15 protein-coding genes are annotated in these 14575 nt (G+C 71.2%); 5 read left to right on the top strand and 10 right to left on the bottom strand.

Translation table 11 applies throughout. The features are described 5' to 3' along the window. Positions 1-14 precede the first annotated feature (14 nt). Positions 15-782: a MerR family transcriptional regulator gene (locus tag KBX46_RS14450; protein ID WP_210792888.1), complete on the bottom strand. Its 768-nt coding sequence runs from the start codon at positions 780-782 to the stop codon at positions 15-17. Positions 783-948: 166 nt separating this feature from the next. Here KBX46_RS14450 and KBX46_RS14445 point away from each other — a divergent pair, with 166 nt between their 5' ends. After that, complete coding sequence (locus KBX46_RS14445) at positions 949-3225, top strand: excinuclease ABC subunit UvrA (protein ID WP_210792887.1); 2277 nt, start codon at positions 949-951, stop codon at positions 3223-3225. Positions 3226-3339: 114 nt separating this feature from the next. Here the strand turns inward: KBX46_RS14445 and KBX46_RS14440 are convergent, their stop codons facing one another. The 3 genes from KBX46_RS14440 to KBX46_RS14430 all read right to left on the bottom strand — a co-directional run bounded on the left by KBX46_RS14440 (position 3340) and on the right by KBX46_RS14430 (position 6646). After that, positions 3340-3759: a protein-tyrosine phosphatase family protein gene (locus KBX46_RS14440; RefSeq protein WP_210792886.1), complete on the bottom strand. Its 420-nt coding sequence runs from the start codon at positions 3757-3759 to the stop codon at positions 3340-3342. A gap of 495 nt (positions 3760-4254) precedes the next feature. Continuing rightward, positions 4255-4821 carry a hypothetical protein gene (locus tag KBX46_RS14435; protein WP_210792885.1) on the bottom strand — a complete coding sequence of 189 codons (567 nt, stop codon included), beginning with the start codon at positions 4819-4821 and terminating at the stop codon, positions 4255-4257. Positions 4822-5725: 904 nt separating this feature from the next. Then, positions 5726-6646: a DedA family protein gene (locus KBX46_RS14430; protein WP_374224974.1), complete on the bottom strand. Its 921-nt coding sequence runs from the start codon at positions 6644-6646 to the stop codon at positions 5726-5728. Between KBX46_RS14430 and KBX46_RS14425 the strand changes: the two genes are divergently transcribed. Genes KBX46_RS14425 through KBX46_RS14415 form a run of 3 tightly spaced genes read left to right on the top strand, consistent with a single transcriptional unit; the run spans position 6645 to position 8429 of the window. Further along, the gene (locus tag KBX46_RS14425; RefSeq protein WP_210792884.1) at positions 6645-7445 is read left to right on the top strand and encodes a carbon-nitrogen hydrolase family protein; all 801 of its coding nucleotides are present in this window, start codon (positions 6645-6647) and stop codon (positions 7443-7445) included. The genes KBX46_RS14430 and KBX46_RS14425 overlap by 2 nt on opposite strands. After that, entirely contained in the window at positions 7445-7885 is a 441-nt protein-coding gene (locus tag KBX46_RS14420; RefSeq protein ID WP_210792883.1) for a VOC family protein, read from the top strand. The genes KBX46_RS14425 and KBX46_RS14420 overlap by 1 nt, the downstream gene beginning before the upstream one ends. A 46-nt stretch (positions 7886-7931) precedes the next feature. Beyond that, the gene (locus KBX46_RS14415) at positions 7932-8429 is read left to right on the top strand and encodes a DinB family protein (RefSeq protein ID WP_088947863.1); all 498 of its coding nucleotides are present in this window, start codon (positions 7932-7934) and stop codon (positions 8427-8429) included. A 9-nt stretch (positions 8430-8438) separates the two neighbouring features. Here the strand turns inward: KBX46_RS14415 and KBX46_RS14410 are convergent, their stop codons facing one another. From KBX46_RS14410 to KBX46_RS14390, 5 genes are all read right to left on the bottom strand, one after another. After that, positions 8439-9314, bottom strand: a complete 876-nt coding sequence (locus KBX46_RS14410) for an alpha/beta fold hydrolase (protein WP_210792882.1) — start codon at positions 9312-9314, stop codon at positions 8439-8441. Positions 9315-9425: 111 nt separating this feature from the next. Further along, positions 9426-10067 (bottom strand): histidine phosphatase family protein, encoded by a 642-nt coding sequence (locus KBX46_RS14405; RefSeq protein WP_088947860.1) that lies wholly within the window; start codon positions 10065-10067, stop codon positions 9426-9428. Between the two features lie 33 nt (positions 10068-10100). Next, the gene (locus KBX46_RS14400; protein ID WP_247667512.1) at positions 10101-11543 is read right to left on the bottom strand and encodes a serine/threonine-protein kinase; all 1443 of its coding nucleotides are present in this window, start codon (positions 11541-11543) and stop codon (positions 10101-10103) included. 109 nt (positions 11544-11652) lie between these two features. Further along, the gene (locus KBX46_RS14395) at positions 11653-11856 is read right to left on the bottom strand and encodes a hypothetical protein (RefSeq protein ID WP_172862020.1); all 204 of its coding nucleotides are present in this window, start codon (positions 11854-11856) and stop codon (positions 11653-11655) included. A 2-nt stretch (positions 11857-11858) separates the two neighbouring features. Next, positions 11859-12902: a LacI family DNA-binding transcriptional regulator gene (locus KBX46_RS14390; protein WP_308159515.1), complete on the bottom strand. Its 1044-nt coding sequence runs from the start codon at positions 12900-12902 to the stop codon at positions 11859-11861. 329 nt (positions 12903-13231) lie between these two features. Here KBX46_RS14390 and KBX46_RS14385 point away from each other — a divergent pair, with 329 nt between their 5' ends. Beyond that, positions 13232-13633 carry a helix-turn-helix domain-containing protein gene (locus KBX46_RS14385; protein ID WP_210792879.1) on the top strand — a complete coding sequence of 134 codons (402 nt, stop codon included), beginning with the start codon at positions 13232-13234 and terminating at the stop codon, positions 13631-13633. 41 nt (positions 13634-13674) lie between these two features. Here KBX46_RS14385 and KBX46_RS14380 read toward each other — a convergent pair whose 3' ends face one another. Further along, the gene (locus KBX46_RS14380; protein ID WP_210792878.1) at positions 13675-14517 is read right to left on the bottom strand and encodes an SAM-dependent methyltransferase; all 843 of its coding nucleotides are present in this window, start codon (positions 14515-14517) and stop codon (positions 13675-13677) included. Positions 14518-14575 lie beyond the last annotated feature (58 nt).

The raw sequence follows: 14575 nt of genomic DNA, 5'->3' as shown, positions 1-14575 counted from the left end.
GTGCCCGACCCTAGTCAACAAGATCCTCCGGCGGGACGGGTTGCCGCGGTCGGTCGGCCCGCCTCCTCGCGAGCGCGCAGGTAGTCGTCCAGGGCGGCACTGCCCCGCAGCCGGCGCAGACTGCGCGCGTGCAGCTCCTGCTCACGGCGGGCAAGCTCCGCGCGGACCCGCTGCGGGCTCCCGGTGGTCCGCAACTCCCCCAGCACCGCCTCGATGATCTCGAACGGGTACGCACCTCGGCGCAGCAACGCGATGACCTGCGCGGCACGCAGCTCGGCCTCGTCGTACACCCGGTAGTTGGTGCCCGGCGTGCGGCGCGGCCGCAGCAGCCCGCGCTGCTCCCACAGCCGTAGCTGCGAGGTCCGGACGCCGACCAGGGCGGCGACCTCGCCGATGCGGGCGGCGCGGCGTGGTGCGGGCCGGGCCGCCGGTGGGCTGGCCAGCACGGTCTCGAACGCGCCGAGCACCCGGCGGATCTCGGCGCGTTCGCGGTCCAGTTCGGCGTGACCGCCGTCGAGCGCCGCGAGGGCCGCCGGCAGGTCACCCCCGTGCACCGCCGACATGATCTCCCGGGTACGACTCCAGCCGTGCCCCTCGGCCAACCGCCGCGCCACGGTGAGCGCCCGGGCGTGCTCGGTCGTGAAAATCCGGTAGCCGCTCGCGGTGCGCCCCGCCGGCGGCAGCACCCCCGACTCGACGTAGTTGCGCACCTGCTGCACCGAGATCCCCACGGTGGCCGCCAGGTCGACGGCGCGCAGCCGACTCTCCCGGGTGCCGTCCACGCGAGCCACCCTACCGCTTACGACGTGATTTGAGACTTTCCGGGACGTGCTGCTGACGCGAGCGCTCCAATTCCGGCAAAAGTCTCTACGTGGTGATGAATGAGACAATGGAACCCGCCAGCATCGCGGGGGAAAGAGTCCCGCCACGACTCTGTGAAGGGTTCGCATGTCGCAGCCAGCATGGTCCGCCGCCGACAGCCACGACATGATCGAGGTACGCGGAGCGCGGGAGAACAATCTCGCCAGCGTCTCGGTCGACATCCCCAAGCGCCGGTTGACCGTCTTCACCGGTGTCTCCGGATCGGGCAAGTCGTCGCTGGTCTTCGGCACCATCGCCGCCGAGTCCCAGCGCATGATCAACGAGACCTACAGCGCGTTCCTCCAGTCGTTCATGCCGAACCTCAACCGGCCGGACGTCGACTCGCTGCGCAACCTCAGCGCGGCCATCGTCGTCGACCAGGAGCGGATGGGCGTCAACTCCCGCTCCACCGTCGGCACCGCCACAGACGCGTACGCGATGCTGCGGATCCTCTTCAGCCGGCTCGGCCAGCCGTCGATCGGCGGCGCCGGGGCGTTCAGCTTCAACCTGCCCGAGGGCATGTGCACCACCTGTGAAGGGCTGGGCCGCGTCTCCGACCTCGACATCAACGAGTTGGTGGACGTGGAGCGCTCCCTCAACGACGGCGCGATCACCGTGCCGAACTTCGCTGTCGACTCCTGGTACTGGCAGACCATCGTCGGCTCCGGCATGTTCGACCCGGACGTCAAGCTGCAGGACTTCACCCCCCAACAGTGGGAGGACTTCCTCCACAAGCCGGCCACCAAGATCAAGGTGGGGAGCAACAACTGGACGTACGAGGGTCTGGCCGTCAAGGTCAAGCGGCTCCTCCTGACCAAGGACCGCGAGTCGATGCAACCGCACATCCGCGCCTTCGTCGACCGGGCCGTCACCTTCACCACCTGCGGCGACTGCGCCGGCACCCGACTCAACGCGGCGGCCCTGTCATCGCGGATCGCCGGACACAACATCGCCGACTGCTCGGCCATGCAGATCAGCGACCTCGCGACGTTCGTCCGAGGCATCGACGACCCCGGGGTCGCACCACTGATCGCCAACCTCCGGGACCTGCTGGAGTCCCTGGTCGAGATCGGGTTGGGCTACCTCAGCCTGGACCGGGAGTCGGCCACCCTCTCCGGCGGTGAAGCTCAACGGGTGAAGATGGTCCGGCACCTCGGCTCCAGCCTCTCCGACGTCACGTACGTCTTCGACGAACCCACAGTCGGCCTGCACCCGCACGACATCGCCCGGATGAACGACCTGCTGCTGCGGTTGCGCGACAAGGGCAACACCGTGCTGGTGGTCGAGCACAAGCCGGAGACCATCACGATCGCCGACCACGTGGTCGACCTCGGGCCGGGAGCCGGCACCGACGGTGGCCGGATCTGCTTCACCGGCGACGTCCCCGGACTGCGCCGCTCCGACACGCTCACCGGCCGGCACCTGGACCACCGGGTGACCCTCCGCGACGAGACGCGCCAACCCACCGGGCAGCTCACCATCCGCCAAGCCGACCTGCACAACCTTCGCGACGTGGACGTGGACATCCCACTCGGGGTGCTCACCGTGGTCACCGGAGTCGCCGGCTCCGGCAAGAGCTCACTGATCCACGGGTCGCTGCGCGGCCGGTCCGGGGTCGTGATCGTGGACCAGTCCCCGATCCGGGGGTCCCGACGCAGCAACCCGGCCACCTACAGCGGGCTGCTCGACCCGATCCGTACCGCCTTCGCCAAGGCCAACGGCGTCAAGGCCGCCCTGTTCAGCGCCAACTCCGAGGGCGCCTGCCCGGCCTGCAAGGGAATCGGGCTGATCTACACGGACCTGGCGATGATGGCCGGCGTCGCGAGCGTCTGCGAACGGTGCGAGGGGCGACGCTTCACCGACGAGGTGCTCACGTACACGCTGCGCGGCAAGAACATCAGCGAGGTGCTGGCCATGTCGGTCACCGAGGCGCACGCCTTCTTTCCGCACCTCATCCTCGGCCGGCTGGTCGACGTCGGCCTCGGATACCTCAGCCTCGGCCAGCCGCTGACCACCCTGTCCGGCGGGGAACGGCAGCGACTCAAGCTCGCCATCCACCTGGCGGAGAAGACCACCACGTACGTGCTGGACGAACCCACCACCGGCCTGCACCTCGCCGACGTGGACCAGTTGCTGGCCCTGCTCGACCGGATGGTCGACGCCGGCAACACGGTGATCGTCATCGAGCACCACCAGGCGGTCATGGCGCACGCCGACTGGCTCGTCGACCTCGGCCCGGGCGCCGGGCACGACGGCGGCCGAATCGTCTTCACCGGCACACCCGCCGAACTGGTAGCCCACGGCGACACCCTCACCGCCACCCACCTGCGCGAGTACGTCGGCGAGGCGGCAGCGGTCGCCTAGGCGCGCGACCCGACGGTCAGCCGGCTCGCGGTGGGCGGCGCGGCTGCGGGCGGTCGAGGGCCGGGTGGTCGGGCGGGCGGTGGTGGGCTACGCCTTGGCCGATGGCCGCGGCGGTCAGACCACTCGGCGCAGCCAGCGTCGCTGCCAGGGAGTCTCCACCGCCTTCGGGTGGTAGCCCGCCCGGACCCACAGCACCGCCCGGTCGGCAGGCAGGCCGTCGAGGATCGCCAGCGCGGCCAACGCCGTTCCGGTGCGCCCCACCCCACCCCGACAGGCCACCTCGACGCGCTCACCGTCGTGCGCCCGCAGCAGCGCCACCCGTAGGGCATCGAGGGCGTCCGCCCGATCGAGCGGTACCCAGAAATCGGGCCACCGGATCTTCCGGTGCGGCCAGGTCGGCTCCGGACCAGACGCCAACAGCAGGGCGAAGTCGGCAGGCGAGGTCACCGCACCGATGCGGCGCCCGCGCACCGTCGCCCCGCTGGGGAGTACGAGTACGCCCGGCTGCTCGGACCATGGCTGCGGCTCGGTCATCCGAGCATTGTGCCGCCGACTGACTGATCCATGGGCACAGACAGCGCCGCCCCCGGCCTTGTGGGCTCGGGGGCGGCGCTGGTGTCGGTGCGCAGGTCGCCTCTCGGCGAGTGGCGCGACGCGGCTCCAGCCGAACGGTATTCCGCGAAGGCGATATTAGGTGAGGCCCGGGGACACTGAGTCACACCGACACTGACCACAACCAACCAACCCCCGCCCGTGTTCCCGCTTTCCTGCCCGAGCCCCGTCCGGCCCGGGCGGACTGGCCCGGGCGGGCCCGCCCCGGCCGCTTGGGTCGATCAAGGAGTTGTGGTGCTGGACAAGACCACCCGAACCATCCTCAGCCCGGCACCACAAGTCCATGATCGACCGACCCGACCCGACCCGACCCGACCCGTCTCGAGCCGCGACGTGCGAGGTACGGATAGGCCGCTGGCCGGCACCCCGGGTTAGGGTGCCGGCCAGCGGTCGGGTCGTTCAGTGTTCGTGTTGGTGTCAGCTGTTCCAGTACTGGCCGACCAGGTCGGTGGCCTGCTGCTCCCACTGGGCGTAGGCGTCGGGGTACGCCGACACCTGGACGGTCTGCGCGGCGTCGGTCAGCGCCATGTCCTGCCACCCGTCAACCTGGCGCAGGCCCTTGAGGAACGCGGTGGTGGAGTAGGCGGGGTCGGTGATCTGCTCCGGCGTACCCCAACCACTGGACGGGCGCTGCTGGAACAGGCCCAGCGAGTCATGGTCATTGGCGTCGCCGAGGTGGCCCAGGTTCTCCAGCTTCGACTCCTGCAGGCTCGTCGCGATCGAGATGACCGCGGCGCGCTCGGGCAGGCCGGCCTTCTTCGTCGCGGCGATGATCGCCTTGACGTTCGCGGTCTGCTCATCATTCAACGTGATGTGGGACTGCTCGCCCTGGGGCTTCGGGGCGGCCGACTGCACCGCCACCGCCACCGGCTTGCCATCCACGGCCGGGCTGGCAGCGTGGGCGGCGATCGGGCCGGCGAAGACACCACCGGCGAACGCGAGACCAGCAACAGACAACATGCTCTTACGGAAGATCGTGTTCATGGGGGTAGCTCCTTCGGGGGTAGGAACACCCGCACCGCCAAGGGGGGTCGGCGACACAAGGGTGTGAGCACCTCGTCCGGCGCTGCATCAATCAAGGGGAAAAGTCTGGGGGAGATCGGCACCAGTTAAGCCGGAGGGCTTGCGGGGGCCGGGTCGGCGGCCTGCGAGCGGGGCTCGGGCGCCAGGTTCATGTGTAACGACCGGGGGTCGGGGGTCATTCCCCGGTGGGCTCATCCACCGACGTCCGCTCGGGTGAAGCGGTGCTCGGGTGGTCGCTCGTGGGGACTGCAACGACCGGGGGGCCCGGGGTCATTCCGCAGGCCGGGCCATTCCGTCGCACCCGATGGAGCGGGGCGCTGAGGAGGCTTCAACGATGCGGGCCGGGTCGGCATTCCAACCCCGCTACCAGCTGTTCCAACCCCGGTTGGGCGGGGCGGTGAGGCGGTGGTCCTGCGATCGTCAGAGTGTGTAACGACCCCGCCCCGGCCATCATTCCGACCGACGGGTGCAGCGGTCACAGCCCACGGAGCCTCCGGAACCGGCAATCACCCAAAGCCCCCCACTCCGGCGGTCACGAACCACCCCGGCCAGGCATGATCCACCCCGGCCGGGCTGATCCACTCGGCCAGGCATGATCCACTCGGCCAGGCATGATCCACTCGGGCTTCAAGGAAGTCGGGGCATCCAAGACGTCTGGATGCCCCGACTTCACGAAGACCGAGTCGATCAAGTTCAAGGGCGTCAGTGCCAGGGCCGCCCGGATCGGACAATCACCCCAACCGGGCCCTTGAGTCACGGGACGAATCCATCGCGGCCCGGAAAGGTCACCTCGCCGGCAAGCGAAACCGTTCGAGGCAGACGTTCTGGAAAGACCAGAATCGCAACCGATTCAGCGAAACCGGCCCTACCCCTGGTCGGAGCCCCACGAACCGCTGCGGTAGAGCGTGCCGCGACCACCCGGATCCGGCACACCACCGCCAGCCGCAACCCCACGATCCACGCCAAACCCACCATCGGCCCCGTAACCGCCGCCGGAACCGAAGCCGCCACCCGAACCGGACCCGCCATCAGAATCAAAGCCACCACCGGAACCGACCCCACCGGGCACACCCGATGACCGGCCCGAGTCGAGGTCGTCCGATTCGGGGTTACGGGCGGCGCGCCGTGCCCGCAGCACGCGCGACCCGACGAACCAGGCCAGGCCCGCCACGCAGGCCACGATCACGACGTTCTGGAGTATGCCGACGTACCCCTCGACGAGATGCCAGTTGTCGCCGAGCAGGTAGCCCGCGAGCACGAAGGTCGTGTTCCAGATCAGGCTGCCCAGCGTGGTGTAGAGCAGGAACGTGGCGACGGGCATCCGTTCCACGCCGGCCGGGATGGAGATCAGACTCCGAAAGATCGGGATCATGCGGCCGAAGAAGACCGCCTTCACGCCGTGCCGGAGGAACCACGCCTCGGTCCGGTCCACGTCGGTGAGCTTCACCAGCGGCAGTCGGGCCACGATGGCGCGCATCCGGTCCCGGCCCAGCGACGCCCCGATCAGATAGAGCGCCAGCGCGCCCACCACCGAGCCCAGTGTGGTCCAGAAGATCGCACCGATCAGGCTGATCCGCCCCTGGGCGGCGACGAACCCGGCCAGCGGCAGGATCACCTCGCTGGGGATCGGCGGAAACAGGTTCTCCAGCGCCACCGCCAGGCCGGCACCCGGCCCACCGAGTCGTTCCACCAGGTCACTGACGTAGCCGACCATCCCATCCTGGGGTGGTTCGGCCGCAGCGGTGGGGGTTCCGGTGGCGAGCACGGCGTGGGACGTTCGAATCATGCGCCCACGTTACGAAGTGATCCTGAGAGCCGACCATGAGGCTGACCGCCCGGCCGCGCGGGTGGACCCCACGGGCGGGGGTGCGGAAACCCGCACCCCGCTACGGCTCGCGGTGGCGCAGCCGCTGTGCGTACCCCTGGATGTCGCGGCGAACGCGCGGGCGCACGCCGCCGCGGTCCGTGCGGCGGGTGCCCGGGTGGTGGTCTTTCCGGAACTGTCGCTGACCGGGTACGAGTTGGACGCCCCGGTCGTGTCGTCCGATGACCCGCGGTTGGCGCCGTTGGTCGAGGCGTGCGGCGAGGTGGGCGCGCTGGCCCTGGCCGGTGCACCGGTCGCGGGTGATCACATCGCGGTGCTGGCGGTGACCGGGGCCGGTGCGACCGTGGCGTACCGGAAGATGTGGCTGGGGGACGCGGAGGCCCGCCGGTTCCGGCCGGGCGATGCGCCGGTCGTGCTCGATGTGGACGGTTGGCGGGTGGGGTTGGCGATCTGCAAGGACACCGGGGTCGCCGCCCACGCGGAGCGGACCGCGGCGCTCGGGATCGACGTCTACGCGGCGGGTGTCCTGGAGTCCGCGCGCGACGCCGCCGTGACGGACCAGCGGGCGCACCGGATCGCCACCGCCCACCGGGTCTGGGTGGCAGTGGCGAGTTTCGCCGGTTCGACCGGCGGTGGCTACACCGAGGCGGCCGGACGGTCGGGGGTGTGGACGCCGCAGGGCGAGGTCGTCGCCCGCGCGGGCACCGAGCCGGGCGAGTCCGTCAGCACAGTGTTGTACGCCTCAGGCAGGATCAGCTGATGAGCACTGTCCCCTCCCGACTGTCCGTGGTCACGGTGGGAGCACGCGACATCGCGGCGTTGCGGTCGTACTACCGGTCACTGGGGTGGCCTGAGCTGCCGGCCAGCGACGATGGTTGGTCGGCCTTCCTGCTCGGTGGTGTCCTGTTCGCGCTCTACCCGCTGCCGGAGCTGGCCGCCGAGGCGGCGCCGGGCGTGCCCGCCCCGGCCGGTGGCTGGTCGGGCGTCACCCTGGCCTGCAATGTCGACAGCCGCGAGGAGGTCGACACGGCCTTCGCCGCGGCCGTCGAGGCGGGCGCGACGGTGGTGGCGGCGCCGACCGATCGGGCCTGGGGTGGGCGCTCCGGTTACATCGCAGACCCGGAAGGCAACCGCTGGGAGATCGCCTGGGCGGGCACGGCCCGCTTCGACGAGCGCGGCGCGCTCACCTCGTTCGGCTGAGCGGCTGGTGTTTGCGTCTCGACCATGACCTTGGAATGCTTCGCGGGTGACTTCTTTTCCGGGGACGTTCGCTCACGATGTCATCGACCAGCCGGCGCAGGCGCAGATCGAGGCGTTCATCGACGAGCACCGCCGGGCGCTCAACGGCTGCCTGGACGGGATGACCGAGGAGCAGGCGCGCCGGTCGTTGGTGCCGTCCCGGACCACGCTCCTGGGTCTCGTGAAGCACGCCACGTTCGTGGAGAAGGTCTGGTTCGACGAGGCCGTCACCTGCCGGCCCCGCTCCGAGATCGGCATTCCCGCGACGCCCGACGAGTCGTTCATCCTCGATGACGACGACACGATCGCCTCGATCCAGCGAGCACACCGCGAGGCGTGCGAAGCCTCCCACCGCGCGACGGCGTCGTTGGGCCTGGACGACGTGCTCCGCGGCAACCGGCGCGGCCCGCTGCCGCTGCGTTGGGTGTACCTGCACGTGCTGCGCGAGCTGGCCCAGCACTGTGGGCACGCCGAGATCCTGCGTGAGCAGCTCCTGGCCGAATAGCGCTGGCGGTCAGCCGGCGTCCAGCACCTCCCGCAACCGTGTCGCGAACTCCTCGGGCTTGCCCGCGTAGCCGAACTCACCCCCGAGGAAGCCGCCGTGGTGACTCGGGAACACCACGGGCTGCTGGCCGAGGACGGCTGCCATGCCGAGGGATGTCCGCGCGGTGTACGTCCCCGCCGACTCCTCACCGACCGCGATCACGATCCGGGTCGGTGCCGCGGTGAGCAGGCCCGCGTCGGGCTGGTAGTCGGTGATCGCCCACGAGTTCTGCGACAACAGCGGGTCGTCGCGGGTGCCGTCGTCGTCGGTCGACATGCCGAGCATCGCCGGGTCGGGCGTGGGCTGGGCGAAGTAGGCATCGGTGAACTCGCCCTGCCACGACGTCATCGCGATGAACGCGGCCATGCCAGCGCCGGTGCCCTTTGCCTGGTACGCCTCGTAGAAGCCGGCCCGCGCGCGCTCGGCGGCGCTGGCATCGGGGAGTACCGCGTTGATCGGCGGCTCGTGCGCCACCAACGTGACGACGTCGTGCGGGTACGTCGCGACGAGTTCGAGTGCCGTCACCGCACCGCCGCTGCTGGCGAACACGTCGACCGGGCCGGCGCCGAGCGCCTCGATCAGCAGGTGCAGGTCGGCCGCCTGCTGCTGCGGCGTGTGGTCGATGCGACCGTCCTTGCGGACGCTGCGGCCGAGCCCGCGGGGGTCGTAGGTGACGACGGTACGGTCGGTGAAGTGCGGGGCGAGCGCGGTGAAGCCCTCCGCCGTCATCGGTTGACCGATCATGAGCAGCACGGGGTGCCCGCCGGACGGGGGCAGCGGACCGCGGACGTCGTAGACCAGGTCGACGCCGGGCACGGCGAGGGTGTGTGTCTGCGTTGTCGTCATGTCGGTGAGACTACGACCGGCGGAAACCGATGGGCGAGTACGCCGTGCCGACGACATCCATGCACGTACCGGTGGATCGTCGAGGACGACCGGGTGCACGGCGGTACTGGATCACGCTTTAGCCCATCCGCCGGTGTCACCGAAGCGGCGCAGCGTCCACCGGGCGGGAGGCCAACCGCCGGGGTCGTGGTCGGTGGTCCATTCGGTGATCGAGGCCGGAGGCACGTCCAGGTCGAACCCCCGAAAGACCGGCTGCGCGGCGAGCGCGTGGAACGCGCCCTCGACGGTTTCGCTGTGACCGACCAGAACCACTGTGGCGCCCCGGTGCCGGTGGGCAATCTCCATGATCGCCCGGCTGACCCGGACGACCAGTTCGGCCCAGCTCTCGTTGCCCTCCTCGAACGGCCGGAACACGCCCCCGCCGGGCACCGCGTGTTCGGTGCGGAAGCGGGCGGTCGGCAGGCCGTCGGCGTACGGGGGTGTGTGCCAGGTGCACAGGCCACAGTCGGCCACGGGCCGCACGCCGAAGGCGGTGGCGATCGGTTGGGCGGTCTCGACCGCCCTGCGCAGCACGGACGAGTAGACCGCCACCGGCCGGTCGGCGGCGACCTCGTTGGTGAGCCGGTTGGCGAGATCGTGTGCCTGTTCGTGGCCGAGGGCGGTGAGGCCCCGACAACCACGTGGCCCGCCCACGATTCCTTCGAGCTGGTGGAGCGACTCGCCATGTCGCACGAAGATCAGACGTGTCCGCATCGGGACATCATGCCAGCGGTATCGACGGGGATATCAGTCGTCCGTACGGCCGGTGGTGAAGCTGCCGGTCTGCGCTAGCAGAGCGTCGAGTTGGGCGCCCGTCTGTGCTGCCAGCCGGTCGCGTTCCACCAGCTCGGCGATGCGTTCCCGCAGGTCGGCGACGCGCTTGGCCCGGTCCCTGCTGTGCCGGCTCAGGTCGGCCAGGTCGTCGCGCAGATCTTCGGCGGTCCTGCGGTCGACGTCACCGCGGGCCACCGCGTTGGCGAGGACGGCGGAGAACCCGCTGGTCACCTCCCGCAGGCTGACCGGCACCTGCTGCCCGGCGGTCGGTGGGGCGGTGCTGGCGCTGGGTCGGGGCGAGGAGGGTGCCGTCGGCGTCGGCGACTGCGTCGTGGGTGTGGGCTTGGGGGCGGAGGTCGACGGTGGGGCGGCCACCTGCGGCGAGTTGGGTGCGCTCGGTGTGCCGAGGGGACCTTCGGCGAGCAGGGCGCCGACGCCGACCAGCACGGCGAGGCCGGCTGCGACCAGCACGGCGAGGGGTCGGCGCGACCGGCGGCGGGCTGGCGCGGCGACCGGGGCGGGGCGTGCCGCCGAGCGGTCGATCAGGGTGGGAGGGTGAGCCGCCGGGAGGACACGCCGCAGCAGCTCGGTGGGCGGCTCGACCGGCTGGCCGGCGCCAAAGCGGCGGGCCAGGTGCGCGGCGCTCGGCCGGTCGGCCGGGTTGGCGGCCAGACAGGCGAGGGTCAGCTCGGCGATGTCGGCGGGGAGACCGGGCACCCGCAGCGGCGGCACCGGAGTGCCACGTCGGTGCACCTCCAGCGCGTCCTCCCAGCTCTGCACGGGCAGCGGCGCCTGCCCGGTGAGGGTGCGGTAGAGCAGCGCGCCGAGGGCGTAGATGTCGCTGGCCGGGTCGGGCGGGCCGGCGGTCAGCCGCTCGGGGGCGAAGTAGGCGGGTGTGCCCATCAGCGGCTCGCCGGACTGACTGTCGAGCCCGCCGAGGGCGGCGATGCCGAAGTCGAGCACCTTGGCGCCGGTGTCGGTCAGCATGACGTTGCCGGGCTTGACGTCGCGGTGCACGACGCCGATGCGATGCGCGGCGGCCAGTGCGGCGGCGATCTGCCCGGCCACCCGGACCGCCTCCGGCCACGGCAGTGGCCCGGTCCGCAGCCGGTCGGCCAGGTTGTGGCCGTCGACGAGTTCCATCACCAGGTACGGGACAACGACGCCGCCGGTCAGGGTCGCCTCGGCGTAGTCGTACACCTGGGTCACGTGTGGGTGGGTCAGCCGGGCGGCCGCGCGGGCCTCGCGTTGGATGGTGGCCCGCAGTTGCGGGTCGGCGGCGAGCTGCCCGGCGAGGACCTTGATGGCGACGGGCCGGCCGAGCACGTCGTCGTCGGCCCGCCACACCTCGGACATGCCACCGAGACCGATCCGCTCGTGTAGTACGTAGCGGTCGTGGAGACGGAGGGTGGGCATGAAGGGCGACATGGCTTCACCAGTCTGCCTGGTCACGCCCAACTCGACCACCCTCCGTGTCCGGGCCCACACTGTTCGTCCCGTGCATGCCGGAATGGGTTTCGTGCGGTCAGGAGCAGCGGGCGGTGCCGGGCAGCGGTCGCGGCTGGATGCGGTCGGCGAGCCGGCGCAGAGCGAGGGCGGTGGCCTGCCGGGTGGGGGCCAGCAGGGCCCGGCGGGGGCGTTCGACCTGGACCGGGGCATCCGGTCGGGCCGAGTTGACGTGTCGGTTCATGGCGTCGAGCGCGGTGACGTAGCCGGTGGGAAGTTCCATGGTCAACTCCTCGGGACAGGTCCGGTGGAGGCCCGGACGACGAGTGCGGTGGGCAGCAACACATGACCGGCCGCGGCGTCCGCGGGCGGGTCGAGCAGGAGTTCGGCGGCGATCCGGCCCTTTTCCTCGGCCGGTTGCCGGACGGTGGTGAGGCCGGCCGCGGCGGCCTCGGGGACGTCGTCGAAGCCGGTCACCGAGACGGTCGGACGATCATGGGCCGGCCGCGCGGCCAGGGCGTCCAGCACACCGAGCGCGAGGACGTCGGAGCCGGCCAGCACGGCGGTCGGCGGTGCGGGTTGGTCGAACAGCCCGGCGATGGCTGCGGCTGCCGCCCGGCGGCTGTTGCCGAGGACGTTGACCAGGGTCAGCTCGGCCCAGCCGACGCCGACCTCGGCGAAGGCGTCGGCGAACCCGGTGAGCCGACCTCGGGTGGTCGGGTGCGGCACCTGGTCGACCCCGGCCAGGGTGAGAGGGCCGGCCGGCGCGTCGGGCAGCACGGAGTCGGCGAGCAGCGCCACCCGACGGTGGCCGAGGCCGGCGACGTGCGCGGCGGCACTGTGCGCGGCGGCCCGCTCGTCGATGCCGACGAACCGTTCGTCAGCGCCGGCGTTGTCGCGGGAGGCCGTGCTGACGAACGGCAGCCCGCGTTGGCGGATGACGTCCAACGCCCATTCCTCGTCGGCGACGCAGTAGACGCAGAACCCGTCGACAGCGGCGTTCTCCACCGCCCGTCGGGCGTCGGTCACGGCCGGCGGCAGCGGCACCAGCAGCATGCTCGTGCCGTGCCGCTCGGCCGCCGCGCCGACCCCGGCGAGGAAGCGCACCGCGAACGGGTCGGTGAAGGCGTACGACAGTTGCGAGGTGAACAGCACCCCGATCGACCCGACGAAGCCCCGGCGCAGGGAGCGCGCGGTGGGGTTGGGGCCGGGGTACCCGAGTTGCTGGGCGGCCTCCAGGATCCGCTCACGCAGGGCGGCGGAGAGCTGGTCGGGGCGGCTGTAGGCGTTGGACACGGTGCTGCGGGAGACGCCGACGGCGTCGGCCACGGCTTGCAGTGTTGGCTTCACCGGCACCCCTCTGTATCGATCCAGTCTGTATCGATCCAGAGACTAACCCGACCGGTCGGCATCGGTCAATACGTCGGCTCGACGCGCCACTGCGGGTGGACAGGTCGATCCGGTTGACGCCGGCGGCAACGACCCGCACGCGTAGTTGCCCGACTCCCGGCTCCGGGCGGGGCAGGTCGGCGACCTCCAGAACCTCGGGGCCGCCGAACCGGCGGACGATCACAGCTCTCATGTCATCGACGCTAGAAGCGTTAGCATCCGGCGAGAAGGAGGCACCTTCGGGTGCCCTGGGCACCCGGGAGGACACAATGGCCACCACGACCGCCGGCGAGCGCCGCGAGCGGGACCGTCGCTCCTACAACGCGTTTCTGGCCGAGTGCCCGGGTCACGAGGTGCTGGCGACGCTGAGCGACAAGTGGCTGACGCTGGTCGTGAGCGCACTGGCCGACGGGCCGCAACGGCACAGCGAACTGGCCCGGACAGTGGCCGGGGCGAGCCAGAAGATGCTCACCCAGACGCTGCGCAAGCTTGAGCGTGACGGCCTGGTCAGCCGATCGGTGACCGTCGGTGTGCCGGCCCGGGTCGACTACCAGCTCACCCCGCTGGGCGAGAGCCTCCTGCCGGTGCAACGGGCGATCAAGGCCTGGGCCGAGACGCACATCGACGAGGTGCACGCGGCCCGCGCCCGCCACGACGCCTCAGCCGGCTGAACGCCCCGCTGGTGAATCCCGCCTGCGGGGGGTCCGCGCGGTCAGGGCAGGTGGGCGACGCCGCCGTACATGCTCACCTCGACCACCGACGGGCGCGGCTGCGGCTCGTTCTCGGCCCGCCACTCGGCGACCGAGGTGATGCCCGGTTCCACCACGTCGAGGTCGACGAAGAAGCGGCTGAACTCGTCCCGGGTGCGCAGGTTGATCAGCCCGTGTGGGCCGCCGCCCCTGGCCGCCGCCCGAGCCTGCGCGGCGACCGCCGGCGGAAGGTACTCGTGGGTGGCGTGCGAGGCGGCCAACCAGCTGCCCGCCGGCAGCGCGTCGAGCAGGTGCCGCACCAGCGCGTACGGGTCGTCGCCGTCGGGCACGAAGTGCAGGACGGCGACCAGCATGAGGGCGACCGGCCGGGACAGGTCGATGGTGCGTCGCAACTCCGGGTGGGCGAGGATCCGCGCCGGGTCGCGCAGGTCGGCGTCGATGTAGGCGGTGGCGCCCTGCGGTGAGCTGCTCAGCAGCGCGCGGGCGTGGGCCAGCACGATCGGATCGTTGTCGACGTAGACCACCCGGGACTCCGGTGCGATGGCCTGGGCGACCTCGTGGGTGTTGTCGGCGGTCGGGATGCCGGTGCCGATGTCGAGGAACTGCCGGATGCCAGCCTCGCGGGTCAGGAAGCCCACGGCCCGCTGGAGGAAACGGCGGTTCTCCAGGGCGGCGGTGCGGATCGTCGGGAAGGCTGCCGCCATCGTGTCACCGGACTCGCGGTCGGCCTGGAAGTTGTCCTTGCCGCCCAGCCAGTAGTTGTAGCGGCGGGCGGGGTGGGCCACAGTAGTGTCGATCCGGTCGCTCGGCGAGCCGGCCGTTGGGCCCGAGGCCTCGGTGGTCATGGCTGCCTCCGCGATGCCGTCCGTCCACTGTCGCCGGTCGCCGGCCATGCTAGTGCCA

This window comes from Micromonospora sp. C81, assembly GCF_018070425.1.
In the GTDB taxonomy this organism is placed as follows: domain Bacteria; phylum Actinomycetota; class Actinomycetes; order Mycobacteriales; family Micromonosporaceae; genus Micromonospora; species Micromonospora zamorensis.
This window is presented reverse-complemented; position numbering and strand designations above follow the sequence as displayed.

Coding starts and splice junctions, on each gene's coding strand:
- KBX46_RS14445 (WP_210792887.1), top strand. CDS start 949: ATGTCGCAGCCAGCATGGTCCGCCGCCGACAGCCACGACATGATCGAG.
- KBX46_RS14440 (WP_210792886.1), bottom strand. CDS start 3,759: ATGACCGAGCCGCAGCCATGGTCCGAGCAGCCGGGCGTACTCGTACTC.
- KBX46_RS14435 (WP_210792885.1), bottom strand. CDS start 4,821: ATGAACACGATCTTCCGTAAGAGCATGTTGTCTGTTGCTGGTCTCGCG.
- KBX46_RS14425 (WP_210792884.1), top strand. CDS start 6,645: ATGCGCCCACGTTACGAAGTGATCCTGAGAGCCGACCATGAGGCTGAC.
- KBX46_RS14430 (WP_374224974.1), bottom strand. CDS start 6,646: ATGATTCGAACGTCCCACGCCGTGCTCGCCACCGGAACCCCCACCGCT.
- KBX46_RS14420 (WP_210792883.1), top strand. CDS start 7,445: ATGAGCACTGTCCCCTCCCGACTGTCCGTGGTCACGGTGGGAGCACGC.
- KBX46_RS14410 (WP_210792882.1), bottom strand. CDS start 9,314: ATGACGACAACGCAGACACACACCCTCGCCGTGCCCGGCGTCGACCTG.
- KBX46_RS14405 (WP_088947860.1), bottom strand. CDS start 10,067: ATGCGGACACGTCTGATCTTCGTGCGACATGGCGAGTCGCTCCACCAG.
- KBX46_RS14400 (WP_247667512.1), bottom strand. CDS start 11,543: ATGCCCACCCTCCGTCTCCACGACCGCTACGTACTACACGAGCGGATC.
- KBX46_RS14395 (WP_172862020.1), bottom strand. CDS start 11,856: ATGGAACTTCCCACCGGCTACGTCACCGCGCTCGACGCCATGAACCGA.
- KBX46_RS14385 (WP_210792879.1), top strand. CDS start 13,232: ATGGCCACCACGACCGCCGGCGAGCGCCGCGAGCGGGACCGTCGCTCC.
- KBX46_RS14380 (WP_210792878.1), bottom strand. CDS start 14,517: ATGACCACCGAGGCCTCGGGCCCAACGGCCGGCTCGCCGAGCGACCGG.